This window comes from Methylobacterium symbioticum, assembly GCF_902141845.1.
Lineage (GTDB): Bacteria > Pseudomonadota > Alphaproteobacteria > Rhizobiales > Beijerinckiaceae > Methylobacterium > Methylobacterium symbioticum.
This window is the reverse complement of the sequence record NZ_CABFPH010000060.1, coordinates 14223-32629: the sequence shown is the minus strand read 5'-3', so window position 1 is coordinate 32629 and position 18407 is coordinate 14223. Positions and strand designations below refer to the sequence as shown.

At 64.8% G+C, this 18407-nt stretch carries 21 protein-coding genes and 1 pseudogene; 11 read left to right on the top strand and 11 right to left on the bottom strand.

Going from position 1 to position 18407, the window contains the following annotated elements:
• The 4 genes and pseudogenes from MET9862_RS18735 to MET9862_RS30775 all read right to left on the bottom strand — a co-directional run.
• Positions 1-524: ABC transporter permease (locus MET9862_RS18735; RefSeq protein WP_368773573.1), on the bottom strand; the 524-nt coding region annotated here is incomplete at its 3' end.
• A complete protein-coding gene (locus MET9862_RS18730; RefSeq protein WP_142584410.1) occupies positions 521-1750 on the bottom strand; it encodes an ABC transporter substrate-binding protein in 1230 nt (409 codons plus the stop codon). The genes MET9862_RS18730 and MET9862_RS18735, both read right to left, overlap by 4 nt.
• A 14-nt stretch (positions 1751-1764) precedes the next feature.
• Positions 1765-2493, bottom strand: coding sequence for an ABC transporter ATP-binding protein (locus tag MET9862_RS18725; protein WP_142584409.1), 729 nt, complete (start codon positions 2491-2493; stop codon positions 1765-1767).
• Between the two features lie 730 nt (positions 2494-3223).
• Positions 3224-3604, bottom strand: a pseudogene (locus MET9862_RS30775) (hypothetical protein); the annotation flags it as partial.
• A 445-nt stretch (positions 3605-4049) separates the two neighbouring features.
• Here MET9862_RS30775 and MET9862_RS18720 point away from each other — a divergent pair.
• Positions 4050-5528, top strand: coding sequence for a N,N-dimethylformamidase beta subunit family domain-containing protein (locus MET9862_RS18720; protein ID WP_142584408.1), 1479 nt, complete (start codon positions 4050-4052; stop codon positions 5526-5528).
• 276 nt (positions 5529-5804) lie between these two features.
• On the top strand, positions 5805-7430 hold the full coding sequence (locus tag MET9862_RS18715) for a hybrid sensor histidine kinase/response regulator (RefSeq protein ID WP_142584407.1): 1626 nt from the start codon (positions 5805-5807) through the stop codon (positions 7428-7430).
• 411 nt (positions 7431-7841) lie between these two features.
• Here the strand turns inward: MET9862_RS18715 and MET9862_RS18710 are convergent, their stop codons facing one another.
• The 4 genes from MET9862_RS18710 to MET9862_RS18695 all read right to left on the bottom strand — a co-directional run bounded on the left by MET9862_RS18710 (position 7842) and on the right by MET9862_RS18695 (position 9722).
• Positions 7842-8045 (bottom strand): CsbD family protein, encoded by a 204-nt coding sequence (locus tag MET9862_RS18710; RefSeq protein WP_142584406.1) that lies wholly within the window; start codon positions 8043-8045, stop codon positions 7842-7844.
• Between the two features lie 87 nt (positions 8046-8132).
• Positions 8133-9044 (bottom strand): PhnA-like protein, encoded by a 912-nt coding sequence (locus MET9862_RS18705; protein WP_142584405.1) that lies wholly within the window; start codon positions 9042-9044, stop codon positions 8133-8135.
• A 43-nt stretch (positions 9045-9087) separates the two neighbouring features.
• Positions 9088-9417, bottom strand: coding sequence for a CsbD family protein (locus MET9862_RS18700; protein WP_142584404.1), 330 nt, complete (start codon positions 9415-9417; stop codon positions 9088-9090).
• A 59-nt stretch (positions 9418-9476) separates the two neighbouring features.
• The gene (locus MET9862_RS18695; protein WP_142584403.1) at positions 9477-9722 is read right to left on the bottom strand and encodes a hypothetical protein; all 246 of its coding nucleotides are present in this window, start codon (positions 9720-9722) and stop codon (positions 9477-9479) included.
• Between the two features lie 793 nt (positions 9723-10515).
• Here MET9862_RS18695 and MET9862_RS18690 point away from each other — a divergent pair.
• Positions 10516-11331 carry an aminoglycoside adenylyltransferase domain-containing protein gene (locus MET9862_RS18690; protein ID WP_142584402.1) on the top strand — a complete coding sequence of 272 codons (816 nt, stop codon included), beginning with the start codon at positions 10516-10518 and terminating at the stop codon, positions 11329-11331.
• A 317-nt stretch (positions 11332-11648) separates the two neighbouring features.
• On the opposite strand, the gene MET9862_RS18685 is transcribed toward MET9862_RS18690, so the two are convergent.
• Positions 11649-11900 carry a hypothetical protein gene (locus tag MET9862_RS18685; RefSeq protein WP_142584401.1) on the bottom strand — a complete coding sequence of 84 codons (252 nt, stop codon included), beginning with the start codon at positions 11898-11900 and terminating at the stop codon, positions 11649-11651.
• 163 nt (positions 11901-12063) lie between these two features.
• On the opposite strand from MET9862_RS18685, the gene MET9862_RS18680 reads away from it, so the two are divergent.
• The 6 genes from MET9862_RS18680 to MET9862_RS29510 all read left to right on the top strand — a co-directional run bounded on the left by MET9862_RS18680 (position 12064) and on the right by MET9862_RS29510 (position 14854).
• Positions 12064-12750: a spermidine synthase gene (locus MET9862_RS18680; RefSeq protein ID WP_142584400.1), complete on the top strand. Its 687-nt coding sequence runs from the start codon at positions 12064-12066 to the stop codon at positions 12748-12750.
• A 115-nt stretch (positions 12751-12865) separates the two neighbouring features.
• Entirely contained in the window at positions 12866-13063 is a 198-nt protein-coding gene (locus MET9862_RS18675) for a DUF6894 family protein (RefSeq protein ID WP_142584399.1), read from the top strand.
• A 14-nt stretch (positions 13064-13077) separates the two neighbouring features.
• On the top strand, positions 13078-13329 hold the full coding sequence (locus tag MET9862_RS18670) for a hypothetical protein (RefSeq protein WP_142584398.1): 252 nt from the start codon (positions 13078-13080) through the stop codon (positions 13327-13329).
• Positions 13330-13551: 222 nt separating this feature from the next.
• Positions 13552-14061 carry a hypothetical protein gene (locus tag MET9862_RS18660; RefSeq protein ID WP_244612789.1) on the top strand — a complete coding sequence of 170 codons (510 nt, stop codon included), beginning with the start codon at positions 13552-13554 and terminating at the stop codon, positions 14059-14061.
• 112 nt (positions 14062-14173) lie between these two features.
• Positions 14174-14533 (top strand): hypothetical protein, encoded by a 360-nt coding sequence (locus MET9862_RS18655; RefSeq protein WP_142584395.1) that lies wholly within the window; start codon positions 14174-14176, stop codon positions 14531-14533.
• 153 nt (positions 14534-14686) lie between these two features.
• The gene (locus MET9862_RS29510) at positions 14687-14854 is read left to right on the top strand and encodes a hypothetical protein (protein WP_185156927.1); all 168 of its coding nucleotides are present in this window, start codon (positions 14687-14689) and stop codon (positions 14852-14854) included.
• Positions 14855-14979: 125 nt separating this feature from the next.
• On the opposite strand, the gene MET9862_RS18650 is transcribed toward MET9862_RS29510, so the two are convergent.
• Complete coding sequence (locus MET9862_RS18650) at positions 14980-15816, bottom strand: hypothetical protein (RefSeq protein WP_142584394.1); 837 nt, start codon at positions 15814-15816, stop codon at positions 14980-14982.
• A 499-nt stretch (positions 15817-16315) separates the two neighbouring features.
• On the opposite strand from MET9862_RS18650, the gene MET9862_RS18645 reads away from it, so the two are divergent.
• Both MET9862_RS18645 and MET9862_RS18640 read left to right on the top strand, forming a co-directional pair.
• On the top strand, positions 16316-16858 hold the full coding sequence (locus tag MET9862_RS18645) for a hypothetical protein (protein WP_142584393.1): 543 nt from the start codon (positions 16316-16318) through the stop codon (positions 16856-16858).
• 413 nt (positions 16859-17271) lie between these two features.
• Positions 17272-17550 (top strand): adenylosuccinate synthase, encoded by a 279-nt coding sequence (locus tag MET9862_RS18640; RefSeq protein WP_142584392.1) that lies wholly within the window; start codon positions 17272-17274, stop codon positions 17548-17550.
• Positions 17551-17970: 420 nt separating this feature from the next.
• On the opposite strand, the gene MET9862_RS18635 is transcribed toward MET9862_RS18640, so the two are convergent.
• Complete coding sequence (locus MET9862_RS18635; protein ID WP_142584412.1) at positions 17971-18297, bottom strand: DMT family transporter; 327 nt, start codon at positions 18295-18297, stop codon at positions 17971-17973.
• Between the last annotated feature and the right edge of the window lie 110 nt (positions 18298-18407).

The window sequence follows — 18407 nt, the reverse complement described above, 5'->3', positions numbered from 1 at the left end:
ACCCGCTTCACCCCGGCCGCGGTCGAGAACAGGATCGGCCAGACCGCGGCAGCGGCGATCAGGAAGACGATCGCCCCATCCCAGCTCGGGAAGCTCAGCACTGCCACCGGCATCCAGGCGAGCGGCGAGATCATGCGCAGAAGCTGGAAGGGCGGCTGCAGGGCGCGTTCGACGAGGGGGAGGCTGCCGACGAGGAGGCCGAGCGGCGCGCCGGCGATGAACGCGTAGAGGAGGCCCTGGCCGACACGTGCGAGGCTGGGTGCCGACGCGCGCCATGCCTCTCCCGAGCGAAGAAGGTCGATGAAGGCGCCGAGCGCCGGCACCGGCGCGAAGCCCGTGAAGGCGCCGTAGCGCGAATCGCTCTCAAGGATCAGGCCGGCAGCGAACCAGACTGCGCCGAGAAGCGCGAGCCCGGCCAGTGGCGCGAGCAGCCAAGCCGGCCTCGCGCGAGAGCGCCGCGGAAGCAGTTCGACCGCGGAAGCGGATGCGACAGCCAGGAGAGGCTCTGCCGGTGCCGCGGTCACAGTGCAAGAACCTCGGTGCGCACATATGGGTCGGCGGATGCGGCGGACACCAGTCCCTCGGGATAGCGCTTCAGGGAGGCCGCTACGAAGCGATCGTCCACGAGGTCGCGAGCAACGAAGTCGGGGTCTAGGCCTTTGAGGAAAGCGGCGTCGCCCTCGACCAGAGTCCGGCCCATTGCCTCGACAATGAGCTTGGTCGCCGATGGGTATGGCCAAGGCTGGAAATCGATGCGGCTCGCCGCCCATTCGGGATGGCGGATCGCGCCGCTCTCCGCATAGGCCGGCCCGTAATCGCTGACGGCCTTCACGACCACGTCGCCCGCCATCGGCAGGTAGCCGCGGCCGTCCTTCGAGATCAGCCGCGCGACCTCCTCCTTGTTGGCGCGGGCGAAGATCTGGGCCCGCACCACCGCGTCGATTGCCTTGCCCGTCCAGTCCGGGCGCTCGACCGTGGTGCGCTCGTGGGCGACCACGACGCAGCAGGGATGGTTCTTCCAGATGTCGCCGGTAAAGCGCAGCATCCGGGCGCCGGCCTTGATCTCGCCGAGGGCGTTGAAGGGCTCGGCCACGATGTAGCCGTCGATCTTGCCCGCTGCGAGCGCGGCCGGCATCTCGGGCGGCGGCAGGATCTGCAGGGCGCACTCGCTGGCCCCCGCATCTCCGCGGATCACCGGGATCACGCCCGATTCCCGCAGGGCGTATTGCAGCACGACATTATGCATCGAGTACCAGTACGGCACTGCGACACGCTTGCCTGCGAGATCTCTGAAATCGGCGATTCCGCTCTTGCCCCCGACGACGATCCCGGAGCCGTTTGTGTGGGCCCAGGCCAGTATCTTCACGGGGAACTTGTTATTGTAGCGCATCCAGACCGGGATGGGCTTCAGGAGGTGGGCAAGATTGAACTTGCCCGCCGCGAAGCCCTCGACGAGGGCCGACCACGAGCGCACCGGCACGGGCTCGGCGACCTTGAGGCCCGCCTCCTCGAAATAGCCCTTGGCATGGGCGACCAGCAGGGCGGTCGCATCCGTGATGGGCAGGTAGCCGATGCGCACCGTCTCGTCGTCGGCCGCGTGCGCGGCCCGGCTTGAAAGCGCAAGGGAACCAGTCCCGAGCAGCGCCGCCAAGCCGCCGCGGGCGAGCGCGTCGAGGGTGTCGCGGCGCGTCCAGTCGGCCCGCGTCCATTCCTGATTCCAGAGCGCGGATAGGTCGTCGGGGGCGATCATCGTGTGCGTTCCGGTTAGGCGGCGCAGTGGTTGAGGGTCCCGAAGCGGGACTTGAGTTCGGCCTCGGCATCAGGGCCGAGGGCGAGATCGTGTGCGACCTGGGCCGGCCGGCCGCCGAGGATGATGGCGCGGTCGGTAAGCGCCGCGACATCGGCAAGGTCGTGCGTGACGATCACGAGGGTCAGCCCACGCTCGCGCACGAGGCGGCGGACATCGGCGCGCAGGGCGCTGCGCATCTCAGAGTCGAGAGCCGAGAAGGGCTCGTCGAGCAGCAGGATGCGCGGCGCGCTCGCGAGCGCACGGGCAAGCGCCGCGCGCTGCTGCTGACCGCCCGAGAGCTGGTGCGGCTTGGCGTCGATCCGGTCCGCGAGGCCAACCTCGTCGAGGATCCGCAGCGCCTCGACCCGGATCGCCGCCCGGTCTCGGCGCAGGCGCCCCGTGAGGCGGGCGGGCAGAAGTACGTTGTCGAGCAGGCTTGCCCAGGGCAGTAGGGCCGGACGCTGGAACATCACCGTGGCGTCCTGAACCGGCTTCGTCACGGGAACACCCGCGATCTGCACGGTCCCCGCCGCGGGGACCAAGAGCCCGGCCATGATCTGGAGAAGCGTCGACTTGCCAACGCCGGAAGCCCCAAGAATACCGAGGCTCTCACCACTTAAGATGCGCAGCGATACGCCCTTCAGGACAGAATGCGTCCCGTGCCGGAAATCGATTTCGTCGAGGGCAATGAGCGGCGGTGACACGGAGTTTCCGGATGGGCAGGAGGCGAGATGCTGACGGCTCCGATCATGCCCTTCGAGGCATATCAAGGCTTCGGCATCGCATGCAAAGATGCCCAGCGACAGATCGGCAGGTCAATGCGCATTTACGCTGTATTTACGACGAAATCGGGTTGATTATTTCCTCATACGAACAGCAGGGAACAGATTATTCTTATCTTTATCGGACTTCGTGGTGGAGCGAAGTGCGATCAGTGCCGTCAACCGTAAGACTGCAGACTGCTCCTGCCCCGCAAGCCATCGAGTAACCCTCAGATGAACATCTGTAGGCATGTGGGCTGGAAGATCCGTATCGCTCAGGCTGATACCTCTGCTTTCGGACGGGTGGCCAAGTCCTGCATTCCATCCCATCCAGACCTTGAGTCACGGCGGCCCGCATGTTCGCAAGCGATCGGAAGAGCGGCTGAGGCTCTGCTGGGCTATGATCGGGTTTGAGCCGCCATTCTCCGATTGGGTTTATTTTGGAAACACCTTGCCACTCGTTCACAGAGTCTCACTAGGCCCGTGCTCTATCCCGGCGCACTGAGCCGATCGGCCTGCTTTTTCCTGATGGGCAGTGCGAGTGTGCGGCGACATCGGCAACAACCCTTGTCGACAGCGACACGCACCGCCGTCTGTAGGCTCTTGATTCGATCGCCAAGAGGCTCGGGCGGGATGCGGAATCCGCGGCCGGCAGGTACCAGTTCCCCTCGAGGACCGGCGGCTGGAGGGCGCAGAGGCAGTCGTCGAGCGGCAGCAGAGCATGCCGACGGAAGACGACGATCGCCGACGGAAGACGACGATCCCGGCCTCGTCCTCGGCCGATAGCACCGCGAACTTTGAGCCTCGCACAGAACTCCCGCAACGCCGTCGTGCCCAGAGGAGATCTCCCGGCCGCCAGGAGTTTGGTGAGGTGCTCTTAGGCTCGCTCGGGCCCGTCTTCCGGCCAGCCGTCGAGGAGCGCGCCTTCTCCTTGACGACAGTCTTCGAATTGATGCCGCAGCGCTACCAGCGTCCTCAGGCTTGCGTCACGACGCTGTATCGCTCGACGGAGTGCCGCTGTCGTCGTGGCGCACCCATGACGAACCTGGCTCATCGCGCGTTCTTCCACGCGCAGGAGGAGACTGCACCATCGAACACATCTATTCATGCACGGTCTCTGCACAGAGACGATAATCGATCACCGACTGCAATCCTGGCTAAACTTCGATGCCGATTGGCTCGGATGGTCGCCCGCCATACCTGCCGCGCTTCCGCCTCAGGCGCGAGCCGCAGGATTGACCACCCAAACCGGTGCCGAGTGGGCCAGCGCGCCGCAGCCACCGTATCGTAATCCGCTCCACACGCTGCTTTGTACCTCCGACTGCGTACTGGCACATACTGCCCGGGTCCACGATGGCACCTTGACATTTCGAGCGGTTTTGTTGGCTAGATTGATTTGACGATTCTCTTTGCACTACGCTCGGCAGTCTAAATCAGGGAAACGACAGACTTCAGCATTCAAATCCCATTCCGATAAACGCTTCCGGGGAGTCGAAAGGATGCCAGAAATAGGTTTGAAGAAATCAGAATTTGCCCTGTCTTCTTTGGCTATTGGCGCAGATACGATTATCGCTATTGCAGGGGTTATATGCGCCGCACTTCTCATTGCTGGAACGCAGTATATCTACTGTTTTATAATATCTGCTAAATCAGGCAGAATGCGTTGGGTAAAATCTGTTAAATTGCCAAATTACTGTGGATATTTGTCTAAAACATCAAACAACCTGGCAGCAGAACTCTATGTTCATGCGAAGGGTCCCTTCTACGTTTCGGTCCGTCATGCAACACAAAATGACGCCCCGGAATGGCGGTCTCCAAATTTCCCATGTCATGCTCAAAGCGCTTGCTTTGACGTCTGGGGCGGACTGGATTGGTCAGATCCGGTCACAATTCCTTTATCAAATCTTCGCGATGGCGCACACATTGTCGATATTATCCCACAGGATGAAGCCGCGCAGATGTACCGCATCCCGATGCTTGTGCGGCATGAATGGAGATCTGTAATCGTCGTATCGAGCACAAACACTTGGAGTGCATATAACAAATTTGGCGGTATATCAAATTATTATTGTGGCGCAATTCCGCTTCCCCTCCGTCCTCTGTTCTTCATATTGCAATCCACCGGGCGTTGCTTCAGATTGTCAGACCGCATCGTCATCCCGACGGTCCCATTGCCCAAGCGACGTCCCCTCCACAACATCAACGACGAGCTCAGGGCGTTGCAGTCCGATCGCGAGATCGGCGCATCCCATCTCTATCGCGGAGAGCTCTGCCTTCTGCGCTCTCTAGACAAACTGGGGATTCCATATTCGGTCGCCAGCGACGAAGACGTCGAAAATTTTGACATCAACAAATCTTCAACAAAAATCGTTTTTTTCAATACCCATAGCGAATATTGGTCGGATTTGGGTATATCTGCCCTAAACAATCTCATCAGCAGAGGAACATCTGTCGCGTTCTTATCAGGAAACAACATCTATCGTCGCGTTCAGCGGACAGAATCTGGTCTCCAGGTGATTGACCAGATGGTCAACATAGATGAAACAGCGCGCCTGATCGGCGCTGGCTACGATGCCTTAGGATATCAGACTTTCGCGGGATACCGAGTTATCGAGCCGGATCATTGGCTGTTTTCGAATTGCTCTGAGCTTCAATCCAATGGATATTTCGGCCGTGGAGATGGGACATCGGCCCATCCGGGCGGATCCGGGCATGAGACCGACAAGATCCGCCCAAGCTCTGAAGGTTTTCAACTGCTTGCAATGGGGGAAAATGCTGAGGGCGGGGCATCCATGGTCTGCAAGGATCTCCCAGGTGGGGGCTTTGTGTTCAATGCCTCATCCGTATCCTTCACCGCGATGTTGGAAGCCGATGCGTCCCTGCCCCAGCTGATCGAGAACATGGTCGAACGTGCGCTGGGACAGCCGAAATCTCTTGAGCCTCAACTGTCGGAAACATCCTTCGAGGTCGCCTCCTAGCGCCCTTGCTTTGACGCGCTCCCTTTCGCAGAATCGGCCTCCATTTCGGCGGACAGCGCTCGTTGGCGATGTTTTTCCTGCTCGTCGGGTTGGAGATCGAGCGCGCGAGGCTGGACGGTCAGCTCGTCTTCAACACTTGGTTTGACTGCGTCACCATGCCCGGTGGAACGGCCAGGGTGCGCACGCACGTTTAAGCGTCGGTATGGTACGGTCTGGCCATCGCCAAGGTTCGGGTCCCTTCCGGCTCGGGTCGGATCCTGGAGGGTCCCGCAACCGATGACGTCATCTCCCGAGAAGCCCCCGAACAAGGGGCCGCGCACACCGGTCTCGGGCAGCGGGCCGTCCGGCGTCGAGGATGTCCATCACGATATCTTCTTCGCGGCCGTCGAGACGACGCGCATGCCGATGATCGTCACCGATCCGCACCAGCCCGACAATCCGATCATCTTCGCCAACCGCGCCTTCGAGCGCATGACCGGCTACACCCGCCAGGAGCTGGTCGGCACCAATTGCCGCTTCCTCCAGGGCCCCGAGACCAACCGCGAGACGGTCGCCGATGTGCGCTTGGCCATTGCCGAGCACCGCGAGTTCGCCGCCGAGATCCTGAACTACCGCAAGGACGGCTCCTCCTTCTGGAACGCCCTGTTCGTGAGCCCGGTGTTCAACCGCCAGGGCGATCTGGTCTACTTCTTCGGCTCGCAGCTCGACGTCTCGCGCCGCCGCGATGCCGAGGAGTCGCTGCATCAGGCCCAGAAGATGGAGAGCCTGGGCCAGTTGACCGGCGGCATCGCGCACGACTTCAACAACCTGCTGCAGGTCATCTCCGGCCACAACGAGGTGATGCTGGCGCTCATCGACCATCCCACCATCGACGTCGGACGGATGCGTCGCGCGGGTGAGGCGGTGCGGGACGCCTCCGAGCGCGCCGCCAAGCTCACGCACCAGCTTCTGGCCTTCTCGCGCAAGCAGCGCCTGGAGGGCCGGCTGCTCAACATCAACGGCCTCGTCCAGAACATGGGCGAGCTGGCCGAGCACACCCTGGGCGAGCAGGTCGTGCTGCGGGTGCTAGCGGCAGAGGATCTCTGGACCGCGCGCATCGACCCGACCCAGGCCGAGGTCGCGCTCCTGAACGTGCTGATCAACGCCCGCGACGCGATGCCGAACGGCGGCACCGTGACCGTGAAGACCGAGAACCTGCTGATCGAGGACGAGGACACCGCGCTCTACAAGACGGTGGGACCAGGCGCCTACGTCGTGGTCTCGGTCACCGACACGGGCACCGGCATGCCGCCCGAGATCCTGGCCCGGGTGATGGAGCCATTCTTCACCACCAAGGGCGAGGGCAAGGGTACCGGCCTCGGGCTGGCGATGGTCTACGGCTTTGCCAAGCAGTCTGGCGGATCGGTGAAGATCTATTCCGAGGTCGGCCACGGCACCACCGTGCGGCTCCTCTTCCCGGCCTCGGACCAGAAGATCGAGGAAGAGCGCAAGGTCTCGCAGCGCGCGGCCGACCGGCATGGCACCGAAACGATCCTCGTGGTGGACGACCGGCCGGACGTGGCAGCGACCGCTGGCACGATCCTGGAGGATTTTGGCTACAGGGTCATCGTGGTGGACGGCCCGAGACCCGCCCTGGAGGTGCTGGACGGCGAGGGGCGCATCGATCTGCTCTTCACCGACCTGATCATGCCGGGCGGGATGAACGGCGTCATGCTGGCACGTGCGGCCCGTGAGCGGCAGCCGAAGATCAAGGTGCTCCTGACCACCGGCTACGCCGAGGCGTCCCTGGAGCGCACGGATGCGGGCGGAACGGAGTTCGAGCTGATCAATAAGCCCTACAAGCGGATGGAACTGGCTCGGCGCGTGCGCCGCGTGATCGACGGCCCGACGGGCGTCGGTTGAGGCCAGCAAGGATACGGCCCGCGCGCCCTCTGTCGTCCGGCCGAAGACCTGGCTCACGCGGCCGAGCCCGCATCGATAGCGGTCGGTTTTGTCGCGGGGACGCCCGTCCGCGGAGGGCTGATACGGGCTCCGCTTGATGGAAGCGGAGCCCGTATCGGAAGCCCGCGCGGCGCTTGAGCGAAGCCCAGATCCGCCATCCCGAAGGAATCAACCGCATCTGGTAGAAGTCCAACGCGGCCGAGCCTGGCTGACGGCTGCCGATCCGCTTCCTGGAAGGTCGGGCTCGGAAGGCGGATCGGCCTCGCCCGCCCCAGAATGAGATCGGCAGACGAGACGCTCTGAGGCGGTCGTTCACCGCTCGATCGCTCTGGCCGACGGGACGGAGCCGGTCCGGCCGGCTCCGTCCGCGGGTCAGCGCTTGCCGGTGACCTTGTCGGCAAGGTTTTTGGCGCCGTCCTTGACGTCGCCGACCGCCTTCTGCGCCTCGCCCTTGAGCTCCTGGGCCTTGCCCTCGGCGACAAGCTTGTCGTTGCCGGTGGCATTGCCGATGCCCTGCTTGACGTTGCCAACGGCCTCGTTGGCCAAGCCCTTGATCTTGTCGGTCGTGCTGCTCATCGGATGCTCTCCTCTGACAGGTGGTCGTCACCGGCTTCACCGGTTGGGGAGGCTTCCGCCCTCAGGCGGAAGCCGATGGGGGAAGGATCAGGCCCGGCTGGCGCCGTAGGCCTCGACGAGCGTCAGCGGCTTCGGGGCACAGAGACGACCGCCGATGAAGGCGGCGAGCCCGCCCAGGATCAGCGCGAGCGCGGCGTAGAAGGCGCCCTGCGTAGCGGTGGACTTGGCCGCAACCGCTGCGGCCTCCGCCTTCTGCTTGGCCGTCGTGACGGCCTGCTCGTACTGCTTCTGGTAGTCGTCGATCTGCGCCTTGGCTTGATCGGGCGAGATGCCCTGCGCCTTGGCGAGCGCGTCGGCCGCACGGGTCTTCGCCTGCTCCTTCTCGGCCGGGTCACCCGTCAGCACCGCGCGCACGGCGGAGACCGCAGCGTCACGGGCGGCCTGCGGGTCCTGGCCGGCGGCCTGCTCACGGACCTTCTGCTCGATGCCGTCGAGCGGGTTCGAGATCTTGGACAGCGAGGGCGCAGCCGCCTGTGCCGCCGTCTGGACCGTGCCGCCGACGAGGTTGCCCGCGCCGCCGAGCACACCCGAGACGGTGCCGAGCGCGCCGCCGACAAGACCGGTGGCAGCCGAGGTGAGCAGGTAGAGCACGATCAGCGTGGTCACGGCCCATGAGACGAGCCCGTGTAGGGCGGCCGTGCCCGGCAGCGGCTTGCCCGAGAGACGGCCCGCGATGGCGCCGCCCGCCAGCGAGGCGACGATGCCGGAGACGACGAACCACAGCCCGGCACCGAGAGAGACGGTCGAGGCGGCGGGGTTGTCGGCGGCATTGGTGCCGATCGAGGCGAGGCCGACGCCCACCCCGACGAGGTTCAGGACAACCTGCGTCACGAGCGCGGTGGCGGCGCCGGCGAAGATGGCGCCCCAGGATACCTCGTTGAGCAGCACGGCCCGCGTGTCGCCGGTGGCAATGGGAGATAGGCTAGTGGTCGTGGTCACGCATGGACTCCGGTGGGTGGGTGAAGTCGGACGGTCGAAGGCGTCAGAGCTTGCTGACGAGCAGGCCGAGGCCGAAGCCGATGGCGCCGGCGACAAGCAGCGACGTGTGCGGCCACTCGGCAGATCGGTCATGGCCCCGGCGCAGGTAACGGCGGCCCTGGTCATAGGCCTCCTCAGCGTAGTCGGAGACCTCGTCGGCGGCGTACCGGACAGCGTCCTTGGCCTGGCCGTAGACGCTCTCCGCGCTGCCCTGCGCCTCGCGGAGGCGGCCCTCGACCGAATCGCTCTTCGAGCCCGTGAGGTCGCCGACGGCACCCTGCACCTTGCCGCCGAGCTCCTTGGCGCTGCCCGTGATCCTGTCCATGTCGACCATGTCGTCCTCCATTCGGTATGGGGGTGAGTACCGTGCTCAAGGGCTCGGTCTGCCTCGGCTCAGTCGAGGCGCGGAGCCGCCTTGGGGCGCTGCGTTTGGCGCGTCGAAACCTTGCGCTCGACCTCGATCCGGACATTCCGGGGCGATGTGCCGATGGCATCCTTCAGCGAGCCCTCGACCTGATCGGTGGACGTCGATTGCGCGCGTTCGGTCATGGCCCCGTCGTCGGGCTCGACCACGATCACGCCTTCGCTCAGGCCGGCGATCCTCTGCCTCAGGTCATGGCCATCGACATCTGCCGTCACGCCTGCACCGCTCCTTCGGGCCCATGACTGCCTAGACGGCAGCGGGGCACAAACGGGTTGTGCGCAAACAGGTTCCTGCGCAGCGGTGGTATTTTCGGATCACAGTCCTGGCATGCGCGGATCGCGTTCTGCGATCATGGACCATCGCATTTTCCGCGGACGTGGATGTCGGTTCGGCGAAATAAAATACTGCATCGTCAACCGGTTAGAGCATCTTCCATGATCCTTGGATTACGGAAGATGCTCTAAAGCCGTTCCCGATCGCGCTTCCATCGAAAATGGCTCTAAGTCTTTGTTTCAACGCGCTCTCTTTCGCCGAACCGGGCATCCACTTCGCCGGAGAGTTCTCTCAGGTGCGACGGCCGTGCCAGGGAGACAGCTTCCCCAGCCTCGATGGACCGGACCATCCTGTGTATCGTGCGGATGGAGCAATCGCTGCTTGTCATTGCGTCGGCGCCGAAACCCGCTTCGGCGATCTTGCGGACGATCACCGAAAGGCCGGCACGGTGAAGCGCGGGCCGTCCTCAGGATGCCCGACTTCGGTCGCGCGCCGCGCTGTGGTTCGAGACGCGTTTCCGCCGGCCTGTTTCCAGGCAGGGTTCCGACGATGCGGAGGCGGCCATCGCAGCCGCTGATCGATCCTGACCGGCCTTGTGGCCGTCGAAACCGTCGTCACGCTACTGCCAAGGTCTGGGCCAGACTGCTCGCGACGCGCGTCGCCGATCCCGCCGCTCGATGTGCTGGCGTTGAAGCCAGGGGTCCGTGCCAGGAATTCATGCCAGGAGCTCATGCCATGAGCCTCGCGGTCCCGCTCCCCGCCGCCGTCGAAACGGTGATCATGGATGTCCGGCGGCGTCTGACCGCTCAGTCGATGCCATCCGTCAAAGGATTGTACCTCGTCGGATCGGTTGCCCTGGACGACTTCCGACCCGGAATGAGCGACATCGATTTCGTCGCGGTGCTGGATCGTGAGCCCACCGCGGAGGAATGTGCCGCGCTCGAACGCCTGCATATCGGCTTGGCGGAGGTCGGCGGCCCCAACTTCGATGGCGTCTACCTGACCGCCAATGCGCTCAAGCGGGTGCCGACGGCGTATGCGCCCTGGCCGTTCAGCCTGCAGGGTCGCCTCCGGACCGGCGAGATCTGCCGGGAGGTCAACCCGGCTGTCTGGCGCTGCCTTGCGCGCCACGGCCGAACCGTGTCGGGGCCGCCACCCGCCGCGCTCGGCATCGCCGACGATGGCGACGCCCTGCGCGCCTATCAGATCGGGAATCTGCAGGGATACTGGCTGACCTGGATCGAGCAGGCCGAGGCTGCCCTCGCTGCCAAGGCAGCCGGCGAGGATGCCAACGCCGAGTCCCTGGCCTGGGGCGTGCTCGGGGTCGCGCGCATTGCCTGCGCCCTGGAAACCGACGGCGTCGTCTCGAAGTCAGGCGGTGGCCGGCACGCCCTCGCTGCGCACCCGGCGCGCTGGCACACGGTCATTCGCGAGGCCCTGGCGGCTCATGCCGGGGCGACGCAGCGCGTGCCGATCGCGCTGGTTCAGGAGGGTGTCGAATACATGCGCTTCGCCATCACGGCGGCGACCGCCCGTGCTCAGCGGCGATGAGGATCTGAGCCTCCGGATCTGCCGCCGATCCTAGGTCGAAGGCCAGGATCCACGAAGTCCGCGCTCGAGCGGCGCCTGCGCCGGCCTTTGCGGCCACGAGGCGTCGGAGGTGGGTGTCGGGTCCCGGGCGCAGCCAGGCAGGCCGCGGCCCTCCACGGATTTCGCCCGCCGAGCCGATTTCGTCGGTTTGGATATCCACGCGGCGAAAGAGAGCGCGTCACAGCCAGCCCCCCGAGACCCTCCCGATCGCAATGCGATCGGGAGGGGCAGACCTCAATCGGTGACCGAGATCGCTCGCCGGCAGGCGAGGGATGCTATCAGGTGGCGGGTTTTGGGCTGGGGAGCGGTGAGCGCGTCAGGCTCAGGATCTCGCGCGCCGGGCGCCCCGACTTCTGGGCAATGGCCTGATCCTGCTCGGCTATGAGTTGCTGAGCCGGCGCGTCGCCATCCAGGCCTCCAAGGATCTCGACGGGAACGCGCCGGTTCGATGCGCGGCTGCCATCCGTGTAGACGATGTCGAACAGCACGGAGCCGCGTTCCTGCGGCAGTGATTTGATGCGCTTTGCCATGGGGACTGATAAGCGCAGCCGTGCTGGCACGGCAACGCCTGCGCGCGCACGGGCCGCAGGCCATGCGCAGGCTTGACGAACAGATCCGGGGCTGTCGTCCGGGGCTGACCTCCCTTCTCTCTCCCAGCTTCACCTGAAGCTGCGACCATCCGAAAGAGTCTCCATGAGCGCTTGGGTGCACCTGGACACCGGCGACGTGCCCGGTGGCGGCAAGAGCTTGGCACTCATGCAGAAAGGCAACGAGTTCTCGATCGTCGTCGATGCGGTCGAGCTGATGAACAGCACCCGCGGCAACTCGGAGGAAGCCCTGGCCGCGCTGACGTGCGCACGCCTTTCGCACCGGCCCGCCCCGCGCGTCCTGATCGGAGGACTCGGGATGGGCTTCACCCTGCGCGCGGCGCTGCGTGCACTCGGGCCGCAGGCCCAGGTCGTGGTGGCCGAGTTGGTGCCGGCCGTGGCCGCCTGGGCTCGGGGGCCGCTGTCCGAGGTCTTCGGCACCTGTCTCGACGATCCGCGCGTCCAGCTGTGCGAAGCCGACGTCAATCGCCTCATCCAATCCGAGGCGTCCGGTTGGGATGCCATCCTGCTCGACGTCGATAATGGACCGGAAGGATTGATGCGCCGCGGCAACGATCGGCTCTACGACAAATGGGGCTTGAAGCGGCTGCGCTGGGCCCTCAAACCCGACGGGGTCCTCGCGGTCTGGTCCGGTTCGCCCGACCGGAAGTTCAAGGCCCGATTGCAGCGCCACGGCTTCTCGGTCGAGGAAGCCCGGATCCCGGCAAGCGGCAACAGTGGGCCGCGCCACGTCGTCTGGATCGCGATGCAAGGCCCCTCGGCCGTCCCATAACGTGCATCCGCGCTGCGTCGCCGGCCGCGAACCCGAGGCGAATCGCGCGGTGATGTCGGATTTGAGACTGCGGGCGAGCACTGACCGCTTCCAGTGCGTCGGCCGAGAGCACACCATGCTCGATCAGGCCGGTCGCGACCTGCACGGACGCGCGGATCTGCGCATCGAAGCGGTGAAAGCGGCGCACCCCGTGATGGGGCGCGTCTCCGACCGTCTGGATGGGTCGGCCTGGATGGTGGATGTGTATGACGCGGCCGGTCGGCGCGCTCATCCTGACCGTCGAGGAGCCGGCCTGACAAAGCGGGCCGCGTGAGTGAGGAATCGAGCATGGCAATCAAGACGACGTTTTTGGTCCAGACCTTCAGCCTTCACCGCAAGCGCCTGCGGCCCGACCGGCCCGAACTCGCGGCGACCGAATGGGGAGCACTGAAGAGGGCCGAGGCCATGGCCGCGCGCCTGCCTGGCACGGCAGCGCTCAAGATCGTGGCCGACGATGAGACGGGTGAGCTGGAAAGCGCGACGATCCTCGGGCAGTTCGGCGAGGTGCCGGACGACTTCGCCGAGAGCCTGGGGACCTGATCAAGAGACTTGGAACAATGGCGGCCGTCCGACGCGTGGGCAGCTGCCTGCAGGTTCAGGACGGCGATGGCGGCCGGCACTTGCTGCGGGTGACGAGCGTCCAGGCCCTCAGCGACACGGACCCGCTTCGAAACGAGGCGTTCATCACAGCTGTCGGGCGAACGGCTCGACGCGGATGCCAATCCCGCCGAGCCGGCCGAGGCAGCCTGGCCCTTCTGAAGATTGGCGGCGCATGAAGCGATCGAATGCCTGCCTGCCGCCCGGACAACCGAGAGGGTCGGCGGCGCAGCGGACCGGGCTGCCGAAGCGGTCGTCACCGTCCTACCGACCGGCCGAAACTGTTGCCTTTTCGTTCTTGCTCCGCTTGGCGAAACCGGCGATATCACCGCCATGCAGAAGTCGGTGCTCAGCCTCTTCGCCATCCTCATGAGCGCCAGTCCTGGCTTGGCGCAGGATGAGTTGCGGCGGATCGAGCAGGCCTGGCACCGCTGCCTGCGCGAGGCCTATATGCACCAGCCCGCCGGCCAGAGTCAGGCGGGCGACCAGCGCAACGCCCTCGATGAGTGCCAGGAGCGCGAGGACACCTATGTCGCGGCCGTGATGGCTGCGCAGGCCCCTGGTGCTCCGCGTCGTGACCAACCCGCGCCCACACGCTCGCACGGCTGGGCATCCTCGGTCGCAGCCTATGTCCTCGATCCGATCTCGGCGTGGCTCGGTCGCTCGAAGCATTGAGGATGAATGGCGAGCGCTCGGTCGAAGGAGACGCCGGCTCGGCGAAGGCGCGTGCGGCAAAGCAAGGACTGAGAGCCGTTCCTGATCGCACCGTCGTCGGGATCGGCTCCGGGTGGACGTCATCGGGGCGGAGCAGCACGAGCGCGATGGCAGTCGGGAGCGCAATGACCGGCCGAACGGCGTGGCCGGGAAGGCCCGAACCCATGCGCATATCCAGGCCCTATCCGACGACCGCCCGGGCAGGCTCGACGAGGTCGAGGCCTTCCTTGGGCGATACAATCAGCTCTCCGACAGAGGCTTCCGACGCGTTCATCGCGGCGATCAGCAGGATGCACTCGCACTTGTTCAGCGTGGCGCCGATGCTTTCTCTTGTAAAGGAAACCCGTGGAATTCAGGCCCGCGGCGGGGTTTCTGCCCGTATCCGATCGGCGACCGACGGGCGAATATTCAACAGTTGGCCACTGTGTGCTGAGGGAAGGCGAGGGGAGGAATCGCCGTTGCCCGTCAATCGAGAGACTGTCGGCAGGGTGGTCGTTTACCTTTGATTTACCTAAAATTTATCAATACCTTTTAAGGATCTGTAAATATGATACGACAGACCTCGCACAGACGCGAGGTTTTGCTGATGAACGGCTTCTCTGGTCAGATCGGATCTCAAATCCACTTCGAACTTGATGGCTTCGGCTTGTACGTCGTCGCGGGCGAACACGAGTTCTTCTGGCAATTCGGTCTCGGGTTCAGGAACTTCGCCCTGTGCACAGTGCGCGATCGCGAGATGGTCGCGGTCGGCTGACCTGACTCGCTCGTCGGAGGGCGATGCAGGACCTGCATCCAGCGGGAGATTGCGCCCCGCACCCGTTCGACGTCAGGCTTCCTCGCCTGGAGCCCGCTCCGGATCACGAGAGATAGCAAGTAAGGTCAGACAGGACGCCAGGAACGCAGCCACGTTCGCGCGGGCGAGAGCGGCATCTGCCAGTCGGCCCGCTGGCCCACGAACTCGCAGTAATGCGGGTGTTCGAAGCGGTGCAGGATGAATGTCTTGACGTGCCAATGGTCAGGGATGGCCCGCTTGCTCGCCAGCCCATGGATGGCTGCAATCTTCATGCCGGGATGGGCGTCGTTGAATTCACGGATCGCGAGCAGCTCGCCGATATATTCGCAGTGCAATTCGTAATCGTCACCGACGATGTCATCGAAGTAGAAGAACGCCCGCGGCAGGAAGCGGACATCGCCGGCCTCGCAGAGCGTGAGCGCTTTGCGCGTCGACGAGTAGTAGTCCATGTCGAACGAGACGAACCCCACTGGGGCCGGATCACCCGCGAGGAAGGTCTGCACGCCTACCTCCACATCATCGATGATCAGGCGGGCGCTCGTCAGCCGGGCCGCGAGAGCCTCAAAATCCATGCGGAACTGCCCGGCCCGCCAGATGAAAGGCGCGTCACGGTAGTCGACAGCGCCGGGCATGCCGTGGCCGGTATCGAAGCCATAGACTTCGATCCGGATTCCGAGCCGTTCGCCGATCTCGGCAGCGATCCGCTCCATGGCGAGAAGGCCGTTGCCGCCCGCTACCCCGAACTCGATGGCGCTGATCGCCGGGTAGCCCAGCGCCTTGGCCTGCAGCGCCGCATGGTAGATCCCGTAGGCGAATTGCGGCCGCTCGAACGCGTCGTAACGGATCTTCAGGTCGAGAAGAGGCGTCAGCCGGAGGGCACGGCGTTGCAGGGCGCGCCAGACACGAACGGGCGAGATCGGCATCGAGTATACCTCCTTGATCTCCGACCGGAGGGCCGGATCTCTGTTGGGATTCGCAGGCTCTCCGAGGGGCGAGCAGAGTAGAACGGCGAGCCATCGGCGAGGATCGCGGGCCGAGAACGTTGCCGAGCGCCGCGGCAGACCCAGTGGACGTGTTGAACGGTGCGTCACGGGTGATGCACCAGGACATGCTGCGGTTCTGGTTTTCGCTCACGATCTCGACGTCGGTAGCGCTCGCGCGCGTCGGGTTGACCTTCCCGACACCGAGCGGGGCATTAAAGACCCACACCATCGATGCGCAAAGGCAGGGTAAAAATCGGGATAAATGTCCCGCTCCGTCAGGAATTTGCTGACTTGATGCCGCAAGCGACCCAGGTCGCGACGCGGTTGCTGGCCGGCCGCATGAAGAGCCGGGAGCGAGAGCCGCGTTCCGCGACTGTGGCCAAGATGCGCTGGCGCGGGACGTGCAATCACAGCTCTGACATCCGCATCAAGCGGAACGATGACCTTGGCCGTTCGTTCTATCAATATGGAACACTACAGGTCGACGTTCGCCGTCACGGGCATCGCCGTGCTGGGCCTCCTGGCTGCCGCAGGCATTCTGCATCCGGGCCATTTCGAGCGGTCCGGGCGGCCTGCCACCAGACCCGCGGTGAGCGCTGCAGCAACGGCCTGGGTCGATCCGCCGACAAGCAGACCGGTGGCACAGCGCCGATCGTCGGCGCTGCCCGATGTCGCCGCCCTCATGAAAGCCGAGCCCACGGCCGTGCTGGCGCCCGATGGCGTGATGGTGCAGCTCGTGCCGGCCGATCTGACGCTGGTTGCCGCGACGCCCGGCCGGACCGAGGCGGGTCATGGGCGCAAGGTGGTGCGCCGCACCGTCGCCACGCGCCACGTTGCCGCCACGCGCCAAGTCGCATTGAACCCTCAGAGCACGGCGGGATCAGAATCCGATTCGCAGCCGAGCGAGCCTGCTTCGACGCAAGGGAAGATCGATCCGATCGGCGACCTGATCCGTGGCCTCGGTCTTGGCAATAACAGTTAGGGCGTTCCCCGCCGAGGTGGACACGGCTTCGGCGCGAGAGTGCGCGTCGTAACAAAGGCTCGGTTGCGGCCACGGACGGCACCGGGCGCGACGACGACCAGCGCCGCAGCCGGCGGAACCCTATGAGACGTCCTGCCTCCGATCCGTATGCCGAGACGCACGCACCTCATTCGCCGCCTCGCCATCACTTGTCCTTGCGCACCGAGATCCGATCCCTGATGTGGCGGCTGGACCGTTGACGCGCGAGATGCAGCGGGCTGGCGCGTGCTCGTCCTGACCTCCGCAAATGCCGGCCCAACGTACCGTGAAGCATGGAGAGCCGCTCGCATTGCTTCTGCTGCGCCGTCGTGCCTCACGGGAGATTTCCGGGTTCTCGGAGGTTTTGTCAGACACTTTGGAAGGACGACGCCAGCATGGCACCCAGGAAGATGTCCGCTTCCGAGACCAAGGCCCGCGACCTCGGCTTTGCTCTCGCCCGCATTGCCGAGAGCGAGGGAATCCCGGCCGCGATCGGCGTCGATCGCCTGCGGCAGGCGAGCCCGCGCCTCACGCCACTCGCCGTCGGCCAGATGGTGCGCAAGCACCGCGACATCGTCGAAAACGTGTTGGCCGATCGCGGTCTGGCGCTCGCCGACTACGCGGATCAGGGACCGGGCCGTGGGATGGAATTCGCGATCGAACAGGCAGCGTGAGCCGATCCGGTCGTCAGCACAGCAGCATCGCCATCTGGCCCCCCAGCGTCGGCTGGATGCTCGAGCGCTCTCCGCAGCAGTGGATGCTGGTTCGGCGAAGAGCGCGCGTTACATCTAAGACTTAGATCCGTCCCATTTGCAACGTGATCAGGGGCAGATCTAGCGTGAGCAGATTTCCATAAACTCGGAACAGTTCGATCGCCTTCGTCAACGCATCACAGCAAATCATGGCGCCCATACGCGGAACATTTTATCCGAAAGAGCAAAAAATCATCCGCTCCTGGCAGCACAACGTCGAGCGAAATCGCTGCCTGACGGGGTGGCATCGCGGCTGACCTGAAATCGGATGGAACAGGCTCGGCGAACGCACATCGCATCGGAGTTGGGCCTGGCCGTACCGGGCCGGCCAGATGCGGCCTATCAATGGTGGCCCTGCCCGACGGCGAGGATCGTCACGCCCACTGCGACGACCGCGATCCCCGTCAGCAGGGTCGCGTTCAAGGACTCGCCGTACAGCCACGCGCCGCCGAGCGCCGCGCCGACCATGCCGACACCGGCCCAGATGGCGTAGACGACGCCGATCGGGAGCATGTCCATGCTGGTCGACATCAACCAGAGGGCGGTGCCGTAGCCGAGGATCACGATCAGGGTCGGGCCCGGTTTGGTCAGGCCGTCAGCGGCCTTCAGGGCAAGGGTCGCCGTCACCTCGGCACCGATCGCGAGGCCAAGAATGAGGAAGGGATTCATGGCCACGAGAAGGATCCCCTGAGACGAGGCCGAAGCAGCACGAGCATCGGACGGCCGGGGACCCTCCGCCAAATTCATGAAGGATTCCCATCCGCCACCGCGGCGGTGGA